This window comes from Azospirillum sp. B2RO_4 (assembly GCF_051124815.1).
In the GTDB taxonomy this organism is placed as follows: domain Bacteria; phylum Pseudomonadota; class Alphaproteobacteria; order Azospirillales; family Azospirillaceae; genus Azospirillum.
Genome location: NZ_CP118490.1, coordinates 132,539 through 147,685 on the forward strand (window position 1 = coordinate 132,539; position 15,147 = coordinate 147,685).

Below are 15,147 nucleotides of genomic sequence, written 5' to 3' on the forward strand. Positions count from 1 at the left end.
GGTTCTGTTCCGTTTTTCCAAGGGTGGCATGTCTTGGCCGGTTTTCTTCTCAAGCGCCTGATCCAGGCGGTCTTCGTCATGGTGGTGGTGACGCTGGTCGTCTCGTTCGCGATCCGCCTGACTGGCGATCCGGCCCTGATGCTCACGCAAGGGGCGGGCAGCATCACCGAACAGGACCTGGAGCGCATCCGCGAGGCGCTGGGAGTCAACCGGCCCTTCCTTGCCCAATATGGCGGCTTCCTGAGCGGGCTGCTGCGGTTCGACTTCGGCAACAGCTTTCTCGGCGGCACCCCGGTATCGCGGCTGATCGCCGACGCGCTGCCGGCGACGCTGCTGCTGGCGCTGGTGTCGATGGCCGTATCCATCGCCCTGTCGATCCCGCTCGGCATCCGGGCGGCGACGGCGCGGGGCGGGGTCGCCGATCAGGCGATCCGCATCCTGTCGCTGGTCGGCCTGTCGGTGCCCAACTTCTGGCTGGCAACGATGCTGGTGCTGCTGTTCGCCATCACGCTCGGCTGGCTGCCGCCGAGCGGCATGGAGGGTCCTTCGAACTTCATCCTGCCGGCGGTCACCATGGGTGTGATCCTGACCGCAACCAACGTTCGGCTGGTGCGCAGCGCCATGCTGGAGACCCTGCAGTCGCAGTATGTCATGGTGGCGCGCGCCAAGGGGCTGAGCGAAGGCAAGGTCCTCTACAAGCACGCGCTGCGCAACTGCGCCATCCCGCTGATCACCTATTTCGGCCTGCAGTTCGGCGGCCTGCTGGGCGGCATCGTCGTGGTGGAGCGCGTCTTCAACTGGCCGGGGCTCGGCACGCTGGCCTTCGACGCGGTGGCCGCGCGCGACTACCCGGTGCTGCAGGGCGTCATCACCGTCTTGTCGCTGCTGATCGTCGGCGTCAACCTGCTGGTCGACATCGCCTATGGGCTGGTCGATCCGCGCATCCGGACCTCGTGACCGCCATGGCCGCCGCGCTCTCCTTCCTGCGTTCCCCGCGCTTCCGCAACCTCGAATTCCTGCTCGGCGCGTCGCTGACCCTGGTCATCTGCCTGGCCGTGCTCTTTTCCGACCAGCTGTTCCCCGGAGGCGCCGACAAGATGGACCTGATGGCCCGCCTGTCGCCGCCCTTCCGGGATGCGGCGCACCCGCTGGGTACCGACCCGCTGGGGCGCGACGTGCTGGCCCGCGTGGTGGCGGGCGGCAAGATCTCGCTGCTGGTCGGCTTCGTCTCGGTCGCAGGGGCGGCGGTGATCGGCGTGCTGATGGGCCTGATCTCCGGCTATTACCGCGGCATCTGCGACATGGTGGTGATGCGCTTCGCCGACGTGCAGCTGGCGCTGCCCTTCATTCTGCTTGCGATTACCTTCATCGCCATCGTCGGCGGCAGCCTGACCAACACCATCATCCTGCTGATCGTGTCGCAGTGGGTGCAGTACGCCCGCCTCGTCCGCGGCTCCGTCCTGGCATTGCGCGAGCGGGAGTTCATCCAGTCCGCCCGCGCCATCGGGGTGAAGGACTGGCGGATCATCGTCCAGCACCTGCTGCCCAACCTGATCGGCCCGGTGATCGTGCTGCTGACGCTGAACGTCGCCAACAACATCCTGCTGGAAAGCAGCCTGACCTTCCTCGGGCTCGGCATCGATCCGACCATCCCCAGTTGGGGCGGCATGCTGGCCTCGGGTCGCACCTATCTCCAGGTCGCGTGGTGGGTCAGCGTTTTCCCCGGCCTTGCCATTCTTCTGACCGTGCTGGGCCTGAACCTGCTCGGCGATTGGCTGCGCGACAGCCTCGACCCCACCGGGAGAACGTCTCGATGACCGTCCTGTTCGAAGCCTCGTTCGAGCGGACGCTCGATCTGCTGTGCGCCCGGTTGAATGGCAAGACGGCGGAGGCCTGGACCTTCGACGACGCGCGGAGCCGCCGCGCCGCCGAACACCGCCTCGCCGAGCGCGGCGTGTCCGCCCGAATCCGCAGCGCCTACAAGCCTCTGCTGCATTTCTTCCTGGAAGAAGTGGAGCCCCGCGATCTGGCGGCGGTGACCATCGCCTATCCGGTTCACCCGCAGGCTCCCGCCAACCGCTTCCTGCTGGAGGCCTATCCGCTGGCCGCCCTGCTGGCGGGGGCGGAGGTCACGTTCCACCCGCGGGCGGACGGCGCGTTCCATTACGACGTGACGCTGACCTTCAAGGACGGCCGGCGGGAGGAGCGGCGGGTGGCGGCGCCCAACCGCGTCCACACCGACATGGCGGGGGAGACCAGCGTCTCGCCGACCGGCTGGCTGTGCCTGGGCGACGATACAGTTGGCGAACGGCTTGAAACCGATTACGAGCGGATGTTCGAGTCCGCCATGACCGCCATCGCCGGCCACCCCTGGACCGGCGGCGAGCCCTATTTCGAGGAGCTGAGCATCCGCGCCGAGTTTCCGGCGGCGGACGAACCGCTGGGCTTCGCCGACGAGGTGCTGAGCCTGCGCGAAGCCCTGCACGAGGACTTCTACTTCTCGCTGCTGGAGGTGTTCCAGCGCAAGTCCGGCCGGCCGCTCGGCGACCGCGGGCTGAAGCCGGGCCAGATCGCGCCCGACATCAAACTGAGCGACGACGCGGTGCGGGTGCGGGTGGAACTGCGTCCCCTGTCACGCAGCGCCATCACGTCCTCCGACGAGCCGCTGGACGCCGCCTCGCTGGACCGCGCCGCCGCGCCGGTCGGAGACACGGCGATCCGGGCCGGGCTGGAGCGGATCGGCGGCGAGCCGTTCGAGGCGGGAACGCGCAGCGGACGCCGGGTGCTTGCCCGTTATGTTCAGGGTAGCGACGCGCCGGTGATAATCAGCGGCGGCCAGCACGCGAACGAGACGACCGGCGTGGTGGGCGCCTTGCGCGCGGCGGAACGGCTGGCGCAGCGTCCGGGCGCGCATTTCACCGTGTCGCCCCTGGAGAACCCGGACGGCTACGCCCTGCATCACCGGCTGCGGGCCGGCAATCCGCGCCACATGCACCACGCGGCGCGCTACACCGCGCTCGGCGACGACCTGGAATACCGCAACCCGGTGGAGGCCGGTCCCCATCTCAATGAAAAGGCGATCCGGGTGGAGGCGGAGCGGCGGAGCGGCGCCCGGCTCCACCTGAACCTGCACGGCTACCCTTCGCATGAATGGACCCGGCCGCTATCGGGCTATGTGCCGCGCCACTTCGCCATGTGGACCCTGCCCAAGGGATTCTTCCTGGTGATGCGCCACCACGCGGGTTGGGAGACGGCGGCGGAGCGCCTGCTCGACCGGGTGACGGCGCATCTTGCCACGATCCCTGGGCTGGCGGCCCGCAACGCCGAACAGATCGCGCTTTACGAGGTCCATGCCGGGGAGACCGGGTTCTGCCTCGTCAACGGCTTCCCCTGCCTGTCGTCGCTGGATGAACGCAGCACGGTGCCGGTGACCTTGATCACCGAATATCCGGACGAAACCATCTATGACGATGCCTTCATCCAGGGCCACACCGCGCAGATGGAGACGGCGCTCGCCGCCTACGAGGCCTGGCAGGAGCTTGTCGTGAGCTGAGCGGCGGTTGGTTGGGTCGTGCCGGCTCCCTTCGAAGCCGGCACGACGAGCGGCCTTACTTCTGCACCAGCGGGCAGCCACCCTCCGACAGCGGGCGGAAAGCTTCGGGGCCGGGGATGGTCTTGATCAGCTTGTAGAAATCCCAAGGTCCCTTCGACTCTTCCGGCTTCTTGACCTCGAAGAACAGCATGTCGTGGACCGCCCGGCCGTCGACACGGACGCTGCCCTTGCCGAACAGGGGATCGTCTGTCGGCAGGTCCCGCATCTTGGCGGCGACGACGGTGGCGTCGGTGCTGTTCGCCGCCTTGACCGCCTTCAGGTAATGCAGGGCGCCGGCATAGACGCCGGCCTGGTTGCCGGTGGGACGGCGCCCGTCCATCCGGGCGGCGAAGCGGTTGGCGAAGGCGCGGGTGCCGGGATTCAGATCCCAATAGAAGGCCTCGGTCAGATACAGCCCCTGCGCATCCTTCAATCCGACGGCGGCGACGTCGCTCAGCTGCATCAGCAGGGCGGCCAGCCGCTGGCCGCCGGCGGTGATGCCGAACTCGGTCGCCTGCTTGACCGACCCGATGGTGTCGCCCACCGCGTTGGCGAGCCCGATGACCTGCGCGCCGCTGGCCTGCGCCTGCAGCAGGTAGGAGGAGAAGTCGGACGCATTGGGCGGATGGCGGACGCTGCCGACGACCGTCCCGCCCATGCTCTTGACCACCGCCGAGGCGTCGCGCTCCAGCGCATGACCGAAGGCATAGTCGGCGGTCATGAAGAACCAGCGCTTGCCCCCGCTCTCCGTTACCGCCCGCGCCGTGCCGTTGGCCAGCGCCCAGGTGTCGTAGGTCCACTGGATGGTGTTGGGGGAGCATTTCGGCCCGGTCAGCTCTGTCGTGCCGGGACCGGAGGCGATGAAGACCGCCTTGGAGTTGCGGGTCACCTCGTTCACCGCCAGCGCCACCGACGAGAAGGGCACGTCAAGAATAGCGTCGACATGCTCCTGGTCCAGCCAGCGGCGTGCGGTGGCGGCGCCGATGTCGGGCTTATTCTGATGGTCGGCGTGGATGACCTCGATGGTGACGCCGGGCAGCTCCTTGGCGAAATCCTCCGCCGCCAGCTGCGCAGCCACCACCGAGCCCTGCCCGGTGCTGTCGGAGGCGAAGCCGCTCATGTCGGTCAGCACCCCCAGCTTCACCCGGTGGTTCGCGATCTCGGCCGATGCCGGGACGGTGCCGATCGACAATGCGACGAGGCTGGCCGCGGCCATGCCGGCCAGCGTGTATCCGGTCTTCATCAAGGTCCTCCCCTTTTTCATTTTGATGTTCGACGGTCTTGCCCGCTGCCTTTAGGCGCCGGCGGCCCCGCCGCGCAGGTCCTGCAGGACCGCCTGGGCGATGTCCTGGCGCACGCTGCCGCGCTCCACCAGCGCGGCGGCGACGCGGTCGATCTCGTCGCCGACCGCGCCGGCCATCATCGCGATGTTCTGGGCGTGCAGGGCCATATGGCCCTTCTGGATGCCGGTGGTCGCCAGCGCCTTCAGCGCCGAGAAGTTCTGTGCCAGCCCGACCGCGGCGATGATTCGGGCGAGGCGTTCGGCGCTGGTCACCCCGAGGATCTTCAGACAGGCCTGCGCCGTCGGATGGGCCTTGGTGGCACCGCCGATCAGCCCGACCGCCATCGGCAGCTCGATGGAGCCGCTGAGCTGGCCGTCGGCGGTCACCTCGAAGCGGGTCAGGCTGCCATACTGGCCGCTGCGGGCGGCGAAGGCATGGGCGCCGGCCTCCACGGCGCGGGTGTCGTTGCCGGTCGCCAGCACGACGGCGCTGACGCCGTTCATGATCCCCTTGTTGTGGGTGGCGGCGCGGTACGGGTCGGCGGCGGCGAAGTGATAGGCGCTGACGATGCCGTCGCGCACCGCCTCGCCGCCGATCTGGTCGAGTGGCCACACCGCATGCGCCCGCGCCAGCCGGCGGTCGGCCAGATTGGACAGGATGCGCAGATACACCCGGCCGCCGCTCCAGGCGGCGATGTGGGGAGCCAGCTTTTCCGCCATGCTGTTGACCGCGTTGGCGCCCATCGCGTCGCGGGTGTCGACGATCAGATGGGTCACCAGCATCGGGCCGCCCTGGCTGTCGAGCACGCGCACCTCGACGTCGCGGAAGCCGCCGCCGAAGGACAGCAGCACCGGGTCGCAACCGTCGCAGACCGCCTTGATCTCCTCGCGCCGCCCGAGGATGCGCAGGCGGGCCGCATGGGGATCGGCCACCTCGACCGCCTGGATCTGCGCGATCATCAGCGTGCCGGACATCGAGGTGGTGAAGCCGCCGGCGTCATAGCATTGCCGGGCCGCGTTGCAGACCGCGGCGACGACCGACGATTCCTCCGTCGCCATCGGGATCAGCACATCCTCGCCGTCGACCCTCATGTTGGTCGCGATCCCCAGCGGGATGTTCATCGACCCGATGACATTCTCGACCAGGCGGTCGGCAAGCCCGAGATCCAGGTTCCCGGTGTCCGACAGCCGCGCGGCGGCGGCGGCATCGAGACCGGCGAAGTCCGAGACGATGCCCAGGCGCTCCGCAGGCGATTTCTTGTGGAATCCGGAGATGCGGGAACTGCGGGTGGTGTCGATCATTCCTGAACCCTGTCGTGCGCTTTGCGGATGCATCCCCCCTTTGGCGCCGCGCGGCGGCGCGCACCGGATGGGATCATGGGGGCGGGATAATGATGGTGCCGGTCGGACGGGCGAAGCGGGCCGTCCCGCCATCACCATTCGCTCCAATGATGATCAGTGATACAAAGGGACGGCACAAGGGACAGTTTCCCGGAATCTCCGGGACACTGTACCAGCGCAATCATTGGGACACTGCAGCGGTGATGCGATGACACGGGTGGGCAGCATCGTCGACAGGATCGCCGGCCTGATCGGCGAGGGCCTGTTGAAGCCGGGGGAGCGCCTCCTGTCGGTGCGGGCCGGCGCCGTCGAGCACGGCGTCTCGAAGAACACCATGGCCGAGGCTTACGACCGTCTGGTGGCGCTCGGCCTTGTCGAGGCGAAGCAGGGCGCCGGCTATTACGTCGCGCGCGTCCGCCATGCATCGGTCGGGCAGCAGTCGGCCCATGTCGCGGAAGCGGTGGACTTCGTGTCGCTGCTGCGCGAACAGCTGGTGCAGAGCTATGCCGTGCGGATCGGCGACGGCCGGCCGCCGCCCTCCTGGATGGAGCGGTTCGAGGCCAGTGGCAATCCGAGATTCATGGCCGCAAGCCGCGGCCTGACGCCGGACCACGGCTACGGCTCCCCCTGGGGCTTCCTGCCGTTGCGGGAGCGGCTGGCGCTGACGCTCGGCGAGCGGTCGATCACGGCGTCACCGGACCAGATCCTGCTGACCCAGGGCGCCAACCACGCCCTCGACCTCGTGGCCCGCCAGATGCTGGAACCGGGGGACACCGTGCTGGTCGACAGCCCCGGCTATTATCCGCTGTTCGGCAAGCTCCGGCTGTCGCGCATCGGCATCGTCGGCGTTCAGCGCCGCCATGACGGCCCCGACCTCGACGACCTCGCCGCCAAGGCCGCCGCCCACAAGCCGAAGCTGTTCTTCACCCAGTCGCTGGCGCACAACCCGACCGGCGGCTCGATCACCCCCGCCGTCGCCCACCGCCTGCTGCGGATCGCCGAACAGCACGGGCTGCACATTGTCGAGGACGACCCCTTCGCCGACGTCCTGCCCGCCGCCAGCCCGCGGCTCGCCGCCCTCGACCAGCTGGAGCGGGTCATCTATGTCGGCACCTTCTCGAAGACCCTGTCGGCCAGCCTGCGTGTCGGCTATGTCGCGGCGAAACGCCCGCTGATCGACCGGCTGTGCGACGTCAAGATGCTGACGGTCGTCAGCACCTCCGACTATGTCGAGCGGATCGTCTACGCCTTCATCGCCTCAGGCCAGTATCTCCGGCACCTGCGCCGGCTGAAGACGCTGATCGCCGAGCATACCGAAAAGGCGACGGTCGCCCTGACCCGCATCGGTGTCCGGCTGCCGCCGGCCGCACCCGGCGGCTATTATCTGTGGGGTGAGCTTCCCGACCATATCGACGAGGCGGAGCTGGTGCGTCAGGCCGCGGAACAGGGAATTTTCCTGGCGCCCGGCACGCTGTTCCTGCCGACGCGGACGGCCACCGCGCCGGCGATGCGGATCAACATCGCCTATGCCGGCGATCCCCGCTTCATCGCGTTTCTCGGCGACCGCCTGCAGACAGACGGAACGCGGTAACCAGGCGCTCTCAATCGCCGTTCCTGTGGCCGCCATCCCGGCGGCTTTCCTCGACGACCCAGCGGCGGAAGCGGTCGCGGCGGTCATCCGGTTTGCGGCGGCTGGCCATGACCAGGAAATAGCCCCGCTCCGTCTGAACCGGCCGGTCGATCAGGGCGACCAGATGTCCATCCCGCATCAACTCGTCGATCAGCGGGCTCCATCCCAGCGCCACCCCCTGCCCCATCAAGGCAGCCTGCAGGACCAGCGGGTAATTGTTGAAGGTCAGGTCCTGGCCGCCGGCCGGCACGGGCAGTCCGTGCAGGGTGAACCAGTCACCCCAGGACAGCCATGCCGCCGGCCCGATGCTTTCCAGATGCAGGAGCGGCAGGGACGCCAGTTCGGCCGGGTCGGTGCCAGCACCGGCGGCGGCCCCAGCGGCAAACGGGGCGCGGCTCGCCCGGAAGGCGGGGCTGCAGACCGGCAGGACCCGTTCGGGAAACAGGAGTTCCGCCTCGCAGCCGGGCCAATGGCCGTGCCCGAAGGTGATGGCGATGTCCACCGCCTCGCGGCGCAGGTCGATCGCGTTCTGCGTCGTCACGATCCGCACGTCCAGCTCCGGCAGAAGCTGGCGCAGCGCGCCGAGGCGCGGCAGCAGCCAGCCGGAGGCGAAACCGAAATCGGTGGCGACGTTCAGCACGCCCGGCCGCTGCCGGTCGCGGATGCGCGTCACCGCATCGCCGATGCCGTCCAGCGCCTCGCGCGTCGCCTCGTAGAGCCGCACGCCGTCCGGCGTCAGCGCGACCCCGCGGTGAAGGCGGCGGAACAGCGCCGTCCCCAGATCGGCCTCCAGCCAACCGATCTGGTGGCTGACGGCCGACTGGGTGCAGGCAAGCTCGCGGGCGGCGGCGCTGAAGCTCAGCAGCCGGCCGGCCGCCTCGAAGAAAAACAGGGTGCGCAGCGGCGGCAGGCGATCCTTTCCCATGAGCACCCCTCATACCGGCATGACGAGACAGGGACTTCACGACCCTGATGGCCGCGTCAATTCTACGGTTCCCGAACGATCTGTCCACAAACGGTATGAAGCAGGCGGATATGGCACGGCGCCCCAACATCCTGATCCTCATGGCCGACCAGATGATCCCGCAGGCGCTCGGCGCCTACGGCAACCCGACGGTGCGGACGCCGCACATCGACCGGTTGGCGGAGGGCGGCGTGGTGTTCGACAGCGCCTACTGCAACAGCCCGCTCTGCGCCCCCTCGCGCTATGTCTTGCTGTCGGGGCGGTTGCCCTCGGCCATCGGCGGCTACGACAATGCCGCCGAATTTCCCTCCGCGGTCCCCACCTTCGCCCATTACCTGCGGCTGGCCGGATACCGGACCATCCTGTCCGGCAAGATGCATTTCTGCGGGGCCGACCAGCTTCACGGCTTCGAGGAGCGGTTGACCACCGACATCTATCCGGCCGATTTCGGCTGGACGCCGGACTGGACCCGGCCCGAGGAGCGGCCGAGCTGGTATCACAACATGAGTTCGGTGCGCGACGCCGGCCCCTGCCTGCGCACCAACCAGCTCGACTTCGACGAGGAGGTCGTCTTCACCGCCGAACGCAAGCTGTACGACATCGCCCGCGGCCGGCGGGACCGGCCCTTCTGCTTCGTGGTGTCGCTGACCCATCCGCACGACCCCTACGCCATCACCGAACGCTACTGGAACCGCCACACCGACGCGGAGGTGCCGCTGCCGCGCATCACCCTGGCGCCCGACGCGATGGACCCGCATTCACGGCGGCTGCGCCATGTCTGCGCGATGGACGAGATGCCGCTCAGCGAACGGCAGATCCGCAATGCCCGCCGCGCCTATTACGGGTCCGTCGCCTATGTGGACGACCAGATCGGCCGGCTGATGGGCGCGCTGGAGGAAACCGGACTGGCCGAGGACACCATCGTCGTCCTGCTGTCCGACCATGGCGACATGCTGGGCGAACGCGGGCTGTGGTACAAGATGAGCTTCTTCGAGTCCGCCTGCCGCATTCCGCTGATCGTCCGGGCGCCGGGCTGGTTCCAGGCCGGGCGGGTCGCCGCCTCGGTCTCGTCGATGGATCTGCTGCCGACCCTGGTCGATTTCGCCCATGACGGGGCGGCGCCGGGCCTGCGGACGCCCATCGACGGACGCAGCCTGCTGCCGCACCTTCAGCGCAGCGGCGGCCACGACGAGGTGATCGGCGAATATCTGGCCGAAGGCGCCGTCGCCCCGATCGTGATGATCCGGCGCGGCAGCGAGAAATTCATCCATTCGCCGGCCGATCCCGACCAGCTCTACGACCTGTCCGACGACCCGGACGAGCTGGTGAACCGCGCGGAGCAGCCCGCCGCCGGCTCGGCCGACACCGTACGACGCTATCGTGCCGAGGTGGACCGGCGCTGGGACCTGACGCGCCTGCATGAGGAGGTCGTCGCCAGCCAGCAGCGGCGCCTCCTGGTGGCCGACGCGCTGCGCCGGGGGCAGCACCGCTCCTGGGATTTCCAGCCCTTCACCGATGCCGGCACCAGCTATATGCGCAACCATCTGGATCTCGACGATCTGGAAGCCATGGCGCGCTTCCCGCGCCCCGGCACCCCCGTACAATAGGACGGCGCGACGGCGCGCCGGACGTCGACCATCACCCGACAGGAGGGAAGGCAGCATGCATGTACCCGGGGTTGCAATGGGCGGTTTGACGGCAGGACGTGCGGCGCTGGCCGGCCTGATGACCGTGATCGGCATCGCGGCCGGCACGCTGACGGCAGCGGCCGTGGTGTCGGGGGCGGCCGCGGCGGCGGAGCCCGCGAACTGCGGGATGGTGAGGATGGCCGATCCCGGCTGGACCGACATCACCGCGACCAATGCGGTGGCGGGGACGCTGCTGGGCGCGATGGGCTATCAGCAGAAGATCGAGACGGTCGCCGTGCCGATCATTTTCCAGGGGCTGAAGACCGGGCAGATCGACGTCTTCCTCGGCAACTGGATGCCGGCCCAATCCACCTTCCTCGACAAGCTGATCGCCGAGAAATCTGTCGAGATCGTGCGCCCGAACCTGGAGAACGCCAAATTCACCCTGGCGGTGCCGACCGCGGTGGCCGAAGCCGGCGTGCACAGTTTCGCCGACCTCGCCAAATTCGGCGACCGGTTCGAAAAGAAGATCTACGGGATCGAGCCGGGGGCGCCGGCCAACCAGAACATCCAGCGCATGCTCGACAGGAAGGATTTCGGGCTGGAGGGCTGGACCCTGGTCGAATCGAGCGAGCAGGCCATGCTGGCGCAGGCGATGCGCCGGACGCGCAGCAAGGATTGGGTGGTCTTTCTCGGCTGGCAGCCGCACCCGATGAACACCCGGATCGACATGACCTATCTCAGCGGCGGCGACGCGTATTTCGGCCCGAACTATGGCAGCACCACGGTCAACACCCTGTCCCGGCGCGGCTACGGCACCGAATGCCCCAACGTCCACCGCCTGTTTGGCCAGCTCGCCTTCACCGTCGGGATGGAGAACGAGATCATGGCCGCCATCACGGAAGACAAGAAGGCGCCCAAGGACGCGGCGGCCGGCTATCTGAAGGCGCATCCCGACCTGCTCGGCCCCTGGCTGGCCGGCGTGTCGACCCGCGACGGCAAGGACGCCGCCCCGGCCGTGCGCGCGTCCTTGGGCCTGAAGTGACGCAACAGACGACAAGGAGACGAACAACCATGTTGGCCGCGTTGCGCGCTTGGGTCCGGGCCCGCTTTCCATCCTGGTTCCGGCCTGCCTACCGGCCCGAACGCCATTACATGCGGGGTCCCTCCGGCTTGCGATGATCAAGGCTCCGGCGGCCGGCCAAGCAGTTCCGTCAGCTTCAGGAACTGGCCGGCCAACGGGCTTGTCTTGCGCCAGACCATGCCGACGGTCCGGGAAGGCTGGGGATCCTTGAAACGGACGACCGACACCGTGCCGGACCCGGTCTCCACCGCCACCGCCATCTCCGGTATCAGCGTCACGCCCATCCCCGCCCTGACCATCTGGACGAGCGTGGAGAACGAGTTCGCCTCCAGCGCCTTCCGCGGGGAGGAGGACGGCATGTTGCAGAAGGACAGGGCCTGATTGCGGAAGCAGTGCCCCTCCTCCAGCAGGAGCAGCCGCATCTCCCGCAGCATGTCTCCGGTGGGCACTGGCTCTTCCGCATCCTCGGCCGGGCGGACCAGCAGAAAATCCTCGGTGAACAACGCCACCTCGGTCAGCGACGGCTCGAACACCGGCAGTGCGACGATCGCGGTGTCGAGCCGGCCGTCGCCAAGCTCCTCGATCAGTTTCGACGTCTGCGCCTCGCGCACCTCGATCTCGACATGGGGGTGCTCCCGTGTGATCGCCCCGATCACCGCCGGCAGCAGATAGGGCGCGATGGTGGGGATCATGCCGATGCGCAACCGGCCGCTGATCCGATTGCGCGACATCTGGGCAAGTTCCCCCAGCTGATCGACCGAGCGCAGGATGTCGCGGACCCGCAGGGATGCCTCCAGCCCGAAGGCGGTCAGCCGGATGCTTCTGCCGCCCCTTTCCACGAGTGCCGCACCCAAAGCTTCCTCCAGGTCCTTGATCTGCATCGACAGGGCGGGCTGCGAGACGGCACAGGCCGCCGCCGCCCGTCCGAAATGGGCGTGGTGTGCCAGCGCATCGAAATAGCGGAGCTGCCTGAGGGTCACGGAGCCGGGAATCATAAGCTTACCTTATCGCAGCAATCATCAAAGACCATTTTACCTGATCGCACGTTAACCATACAGTTTTATCCACAGAGCATTTGTTGCCGCCACGCGAACCCGTAAGCGATTCAGGAGGAAACGATGGACGCAAGGACCGACGAGAGCGCAGGCAAGTGCCCGTTCAGTGGAGGAAGCCGGGGCCACAGGAACCGCGACTGGTGGCCGGATGCCCTCGATATCGAGATGCTCCATCGGAATTCGGCCTTGTCCGATCCGATGGGCAAGGATTTCGACTATGCCAAGGAATTTCAGTCCCTCGATCTCGACGCGGTGATCAAGGATTTGCATGCCTTGATGACGGACTCGCAGGACTGGTGGCCTGCCGACTTCGGCCATTACGGCGGCCTGATGATCCGCATGGCGTGGCACAGCGCCGGCACCTACCGCATCACCGACGGCCGCGGCGGCGCCGGCACCGGACAGCAGCGTTTCGCGCCGCTCAATTCCTGGCCGGACAACGCCAACCTCGACAAGGCCCGCCGTCTCCTGTGGCCGATCAAGCAGAAATACGGCCGCAAGCTGTCCTGGGCCGACCTGATGGTCCTGGCCGGCAACGTCGCCCTGGAATCGATGGGCTTCAAGACCTTCGGATTTGCCGGCGGCCGGGTGGACGCGTGGGAACCGGAGGAGCTTTTCTGGGGTCCGGAAGGAAGCTGGCTCGGCGACGAGCGCTACAGCGGCGAACGGCAGCTCGCGGATCCGCTGGGCGCGGTGCAGATGGGGCTCATCTACGTCAATCCGGAGGGGCCGGGCGGCAATCCCGACCCGGTGGCGGCGGCCAGGGACATCCGCGAGACCTTCCGCCGCATGGCCATGAACGACGAGGAGACCGTGGCGCTGATCGCCGGCGGCCACACCTTCGGCAAGACGCATGGGGCGGGCGACCCGTCCTTCCTCGGCCCGGAACCCGAAGCCGGCGCGCTGGAGGACCAGGGCCTCGGCTGGAAGAGTAAACACGGCACCGGGTACGGACCCGACGCCATCACCGGCGGCCCGGAGGTGATCTGGTCCCAGACGCCGACGAAGTGGAGCAATCACTTCTTCGACAACCTGTTCAAGTATGAATGGGAACTGACCAAGAGCCCGGCCGGCGCATGGCAGTGGCAGGCGAAGGACGCCGAGCCGTCGATTCCCGGCCCCAGCGCGGACTCTGAAAAGCGGCGGCCGACGATGCTGACCACCGACCTGTCGCTGCGTTTCGACCCCGCCTATGAAAAGATTTCGCGGCATTTCTACGAGAACCCGGACCGGTTCGCCGATGCCTTCGCCCGCGCCTGGTTCAAGCTGACCCATCGCGACATGGGGCCGGTGGCTCGCTATCTCGGCCCGCTCGTCCCGAAGGAGACGCTGATCTGGCAGGACCCGGTCCCGCCGGTCGATCATCCGCTGGTGGATGACGCGGACATCGCCGCTCTCAAGTCGCGGATTCTCGCTTCCGGCCTTTCGGTCCCGCAACTGGTTTCGACGGCCTGGGCTTCGGCTTCCACCTTCCGCGGTTCCGACAAGCGCGGCGGCGCCAACGGCGCGCGCATCCGCCTCGCCCCGCAAAAGGACTGGGAGGTGAACGAGCCGGCGCAACTGCAGACCGTGCTGCAGACGCTGGAGGCCATTCGGACGGATTTCAACGCGGCGGCCGGCGGCAAGAGGATCTCGCTTGCCGACCTGATCGTCCTTGCCGGCGGCGCGGCCATCGAAAAGGCGGCGCAGGATGCCGGTCTGACCCTGCAGGTGCCGTTCGCGCCGGGACGCACGGACGCATCGCAGGAGCAGACCGACGTCGACTCCTTCGCCCCGCTCGAACCGCGCGCCGACGGCTTCCGCAACTATGTCAACGGCGCGAAGCACCAGTTCATGAGCCCGGAAGAGGCTTTGGTCGACCGGGCGGCATTGCTGCGGCTGACCGGCCCGGAGATGACGGTCCTCCTCGGCGGGCTGCGCGTTCTCGGCGCCAACACCGGCGGCTCCAGCCATGGCGTCCTCACCGACCGGCCCGGGACGCTGACGAACGACTTCTTCGTCAACCTTCTGGACATGGGCACGGAGTGGCAGCCGCCCAACGCCGACGGCGTCTATGAGGGGCGCGACCGCAGGACCGGGGAACGCAGTTGGACCGCCACCCGCGTCGACCTGATCTTCGGGGCGCATTCGCAGCTCCGCGCATTCGCGGAGGTCTATGCCTGCAGCGACGCCCACGGGAAGTTCGCGAAGGACTTCGTCGCCGCCTGGACGAAGATCATGAACGCCGACCGTTTCGATCTGGCCCGATCGCCCCATTGACGCGGACGGACTTCGATGGAGGCGCCCGTCCGGCCGGCCGGGCGCCTCGATAGGCCGGCCGAGGGTATGCCGCCAGCAATGAGGGAGAAGGGAGGCGCGATCATGAGCGACCGCCGGATACAAACCGACCGGGAGTGGCTGATCTTCATCGAGAAGGACATCGACACTCTCGATCAGCAAATCTACCACGCGAAATGGACGATCACCCAGTCGCAGTCGGCGCTTGAGCGGCTGAGTGCCGCCCGCGACTCCCTGCTTGCCCAGGCACAGGAGATCCTGGATCGCCTCGACGGGAAGTCGTCCGCATAGGCA

12 protein-coding genes are annotated in these 15,147 nt (G+C 67.9%); 8 read left to right on the forward strand and 4 right to left on the reverse strand.

The features are described 5' to 3' along the window. The first annotated feature begins 33 nt into the window (after positions 1-33). Genes PWS46_RS26745 through PWS46_RS26755 form a run of 3 tightly spaced genes read left to right on the forward strand, consistent with a single transcriptional unit; the run spans position 34 to position 3,553 of the window. Complete coding sequence (locus PWS46_RS26745) at positions 34-957, forward strand: ABC transporter permease (RefSeq protein WP_434625025.1); 924 nt, start codon at positions 34-36, stop codon at positions 955-957. Between the two features lie 5 nt (positions 958-962). Continuing rightward, positions 963-1,817, forward strand: a complete 855-nt coding sequence (locus PWS46_RS26750; RefSeq protein ID WP_295835033.1) for an ABC transporter permease — start codon at positions 963-965, stop codon at positions 1,815-1,817. Beyond that, the gene (locus PWS46_RS26755; RefSeq protein ID WP_434625028.1) at positions 1,814-3,553 is read left to right on the forward strand and encodes a peptidase M14; all 1,740 of its coding nucleotides are present in this window, start codon (positions 1,814-1,816) and stop codon (positions 3,551-3,553) included. Before PWS46_RS26750 ends, PWS46_RS26755 begins: the two co-directional genes overlap by 4 nt. 55 nt (positions 3,554-3,608) lie before the next feature. Here PWS46_RS26755 and PWS46_RS26760 read toward each other — a convergent pair whose 3' ends face one another. Both PWS46_RS26760 and PWS46_RS26765 read right to left on the reverse strand, forming a co-directional pair. Further along, complete coding sequence (locus PWS46_RS26760) at positions 3,609-4,835, reverse strand: ABC transporter substrate-binding protein (protein WP_434625030.1); 1,227 nt, start codon at positions 4,833-4,835, stop codon at positions 3,609-3,611. 51 nt (positions 4,836-4,886) lie between these two features. Further along, positions 4,887-6,176, reverse strand: a complete 1,290-nt coding sequence (locus tag PWS46_RS26765; protein WP_434625032.1) for a hydroxymethylglutaryl-CoA reductase, degradative — start codon at positions 6,174-6,176, stop codon at positions 4,887-4,889. Positions 6,177-6,423: 247 nt separating this feature from the next. On the opposite strand from PWS46_RS26765, the gene PWS46_RS26770 reads away from it, so the two are divergent. Beyond that, positions 6,424-7,806, forward strand: coding sequence for a PLP-dependent aminotransferase family protein (locus tag PWS46_RS26770; RefSeq protein WP_434625034.1), 1,383 nt, complete (start codon positions 6,424-6,426; stop codon positions 7,804-7,806). Between the two features lie 10 nt (positions 7,807-7,816). Here the strand turns inward: PWS46_RS26770 and PWS46_RS26775 are convergent, their stop codons facing one another. Beyond that, positions 7,817-8,770 (reverse strand): choline sulfate utilization transcriptional regulator, encoded by a 954-nt coding sequence (locus tag PWS46_RS26775; RefSeq protein WP_434625036.1) that lies wholly within the window; start codon positions 8,768-8,770, stop codon positions 7,817-7,819. 110 nt (positions 8,771-8,880) lie between these two features. On the opposite strand from PWS46_RS26775, the gene betC reads away from it, so the two are divergent. Both betC and PWS46_RS26785 read left to right on the forward strand, forming a co-directional pair. Beyond that, entirely contained in the window at positions 8,881-10,416 is a 1,536-nt protein-coding gene (gene betC, locus PWS46_RS26780; protein ID WP_434625038.1) for a choline-sulfatase, read from the forward strand. A gap of 76 nt (positions 10,417-10,492) precedes the next feature. Beyond that, on the forward strand, positions 10,493-11,482 hold the full coding sequence (locus tag PWS46_RS26785) for a choline ABC transporter substrate-binding protein (protein ID WP_434625040.1): 990 nt from the start codon (positions 10,493-10,495) through the stop codon (positions 11,480-11,482). Positions 11,483-11,619: 137 nt separating this feature from the next. Here the strand turns inward: PWS46_RS26785 and PWS46_RS26790 are convergent, their stop codons facing one another. Continuing rightward, positions 11,620-12,501, reverse strand: coding sequence for a LysR substrate-binding domain-containing protein (locus tag PWS46_RS26790; RefSeq protein WP_434625042.1), 882 nt, complete (start codon positions 12,499-12,501; stop codon positions 11,620-11,622). Positions 12,502-12,639: 138 nt separating this feature from the next. On the opposite strand from PWS46_RS26790, the gene katG reads away from it, so the two are divergent. Together katG and PWS46_RS26800 are read left to right on the forward strand one after the other, a co-directional pair. Then, the gene (katG, locus tag PWS46_RS26795; protein ID WP_434625044.1) at positions 12,640-14,835 is read left to right on the forward strand and encodes a catalase/peroxidase HPI; all 2,196 of its coding nucleotides are present in this window, start codon (positions 12,640-12,642) and stop codon (positions 14,833-14,835) included. A 102-nt stretch (positions 14,836-14,937) separates the two neighbouring features. Continuing rightward, complete coding sequence (locus PWS46_RS26800) at positions 14,938-15,144, forward strand: hypothetical protein (protein WP_434625046.1); 207 nt, start codon at positions 14,938-14,940, stop codon at positions 15,142-15,144. Positions 15,145-15,147 lie beyond the last annotated feature (3 nt).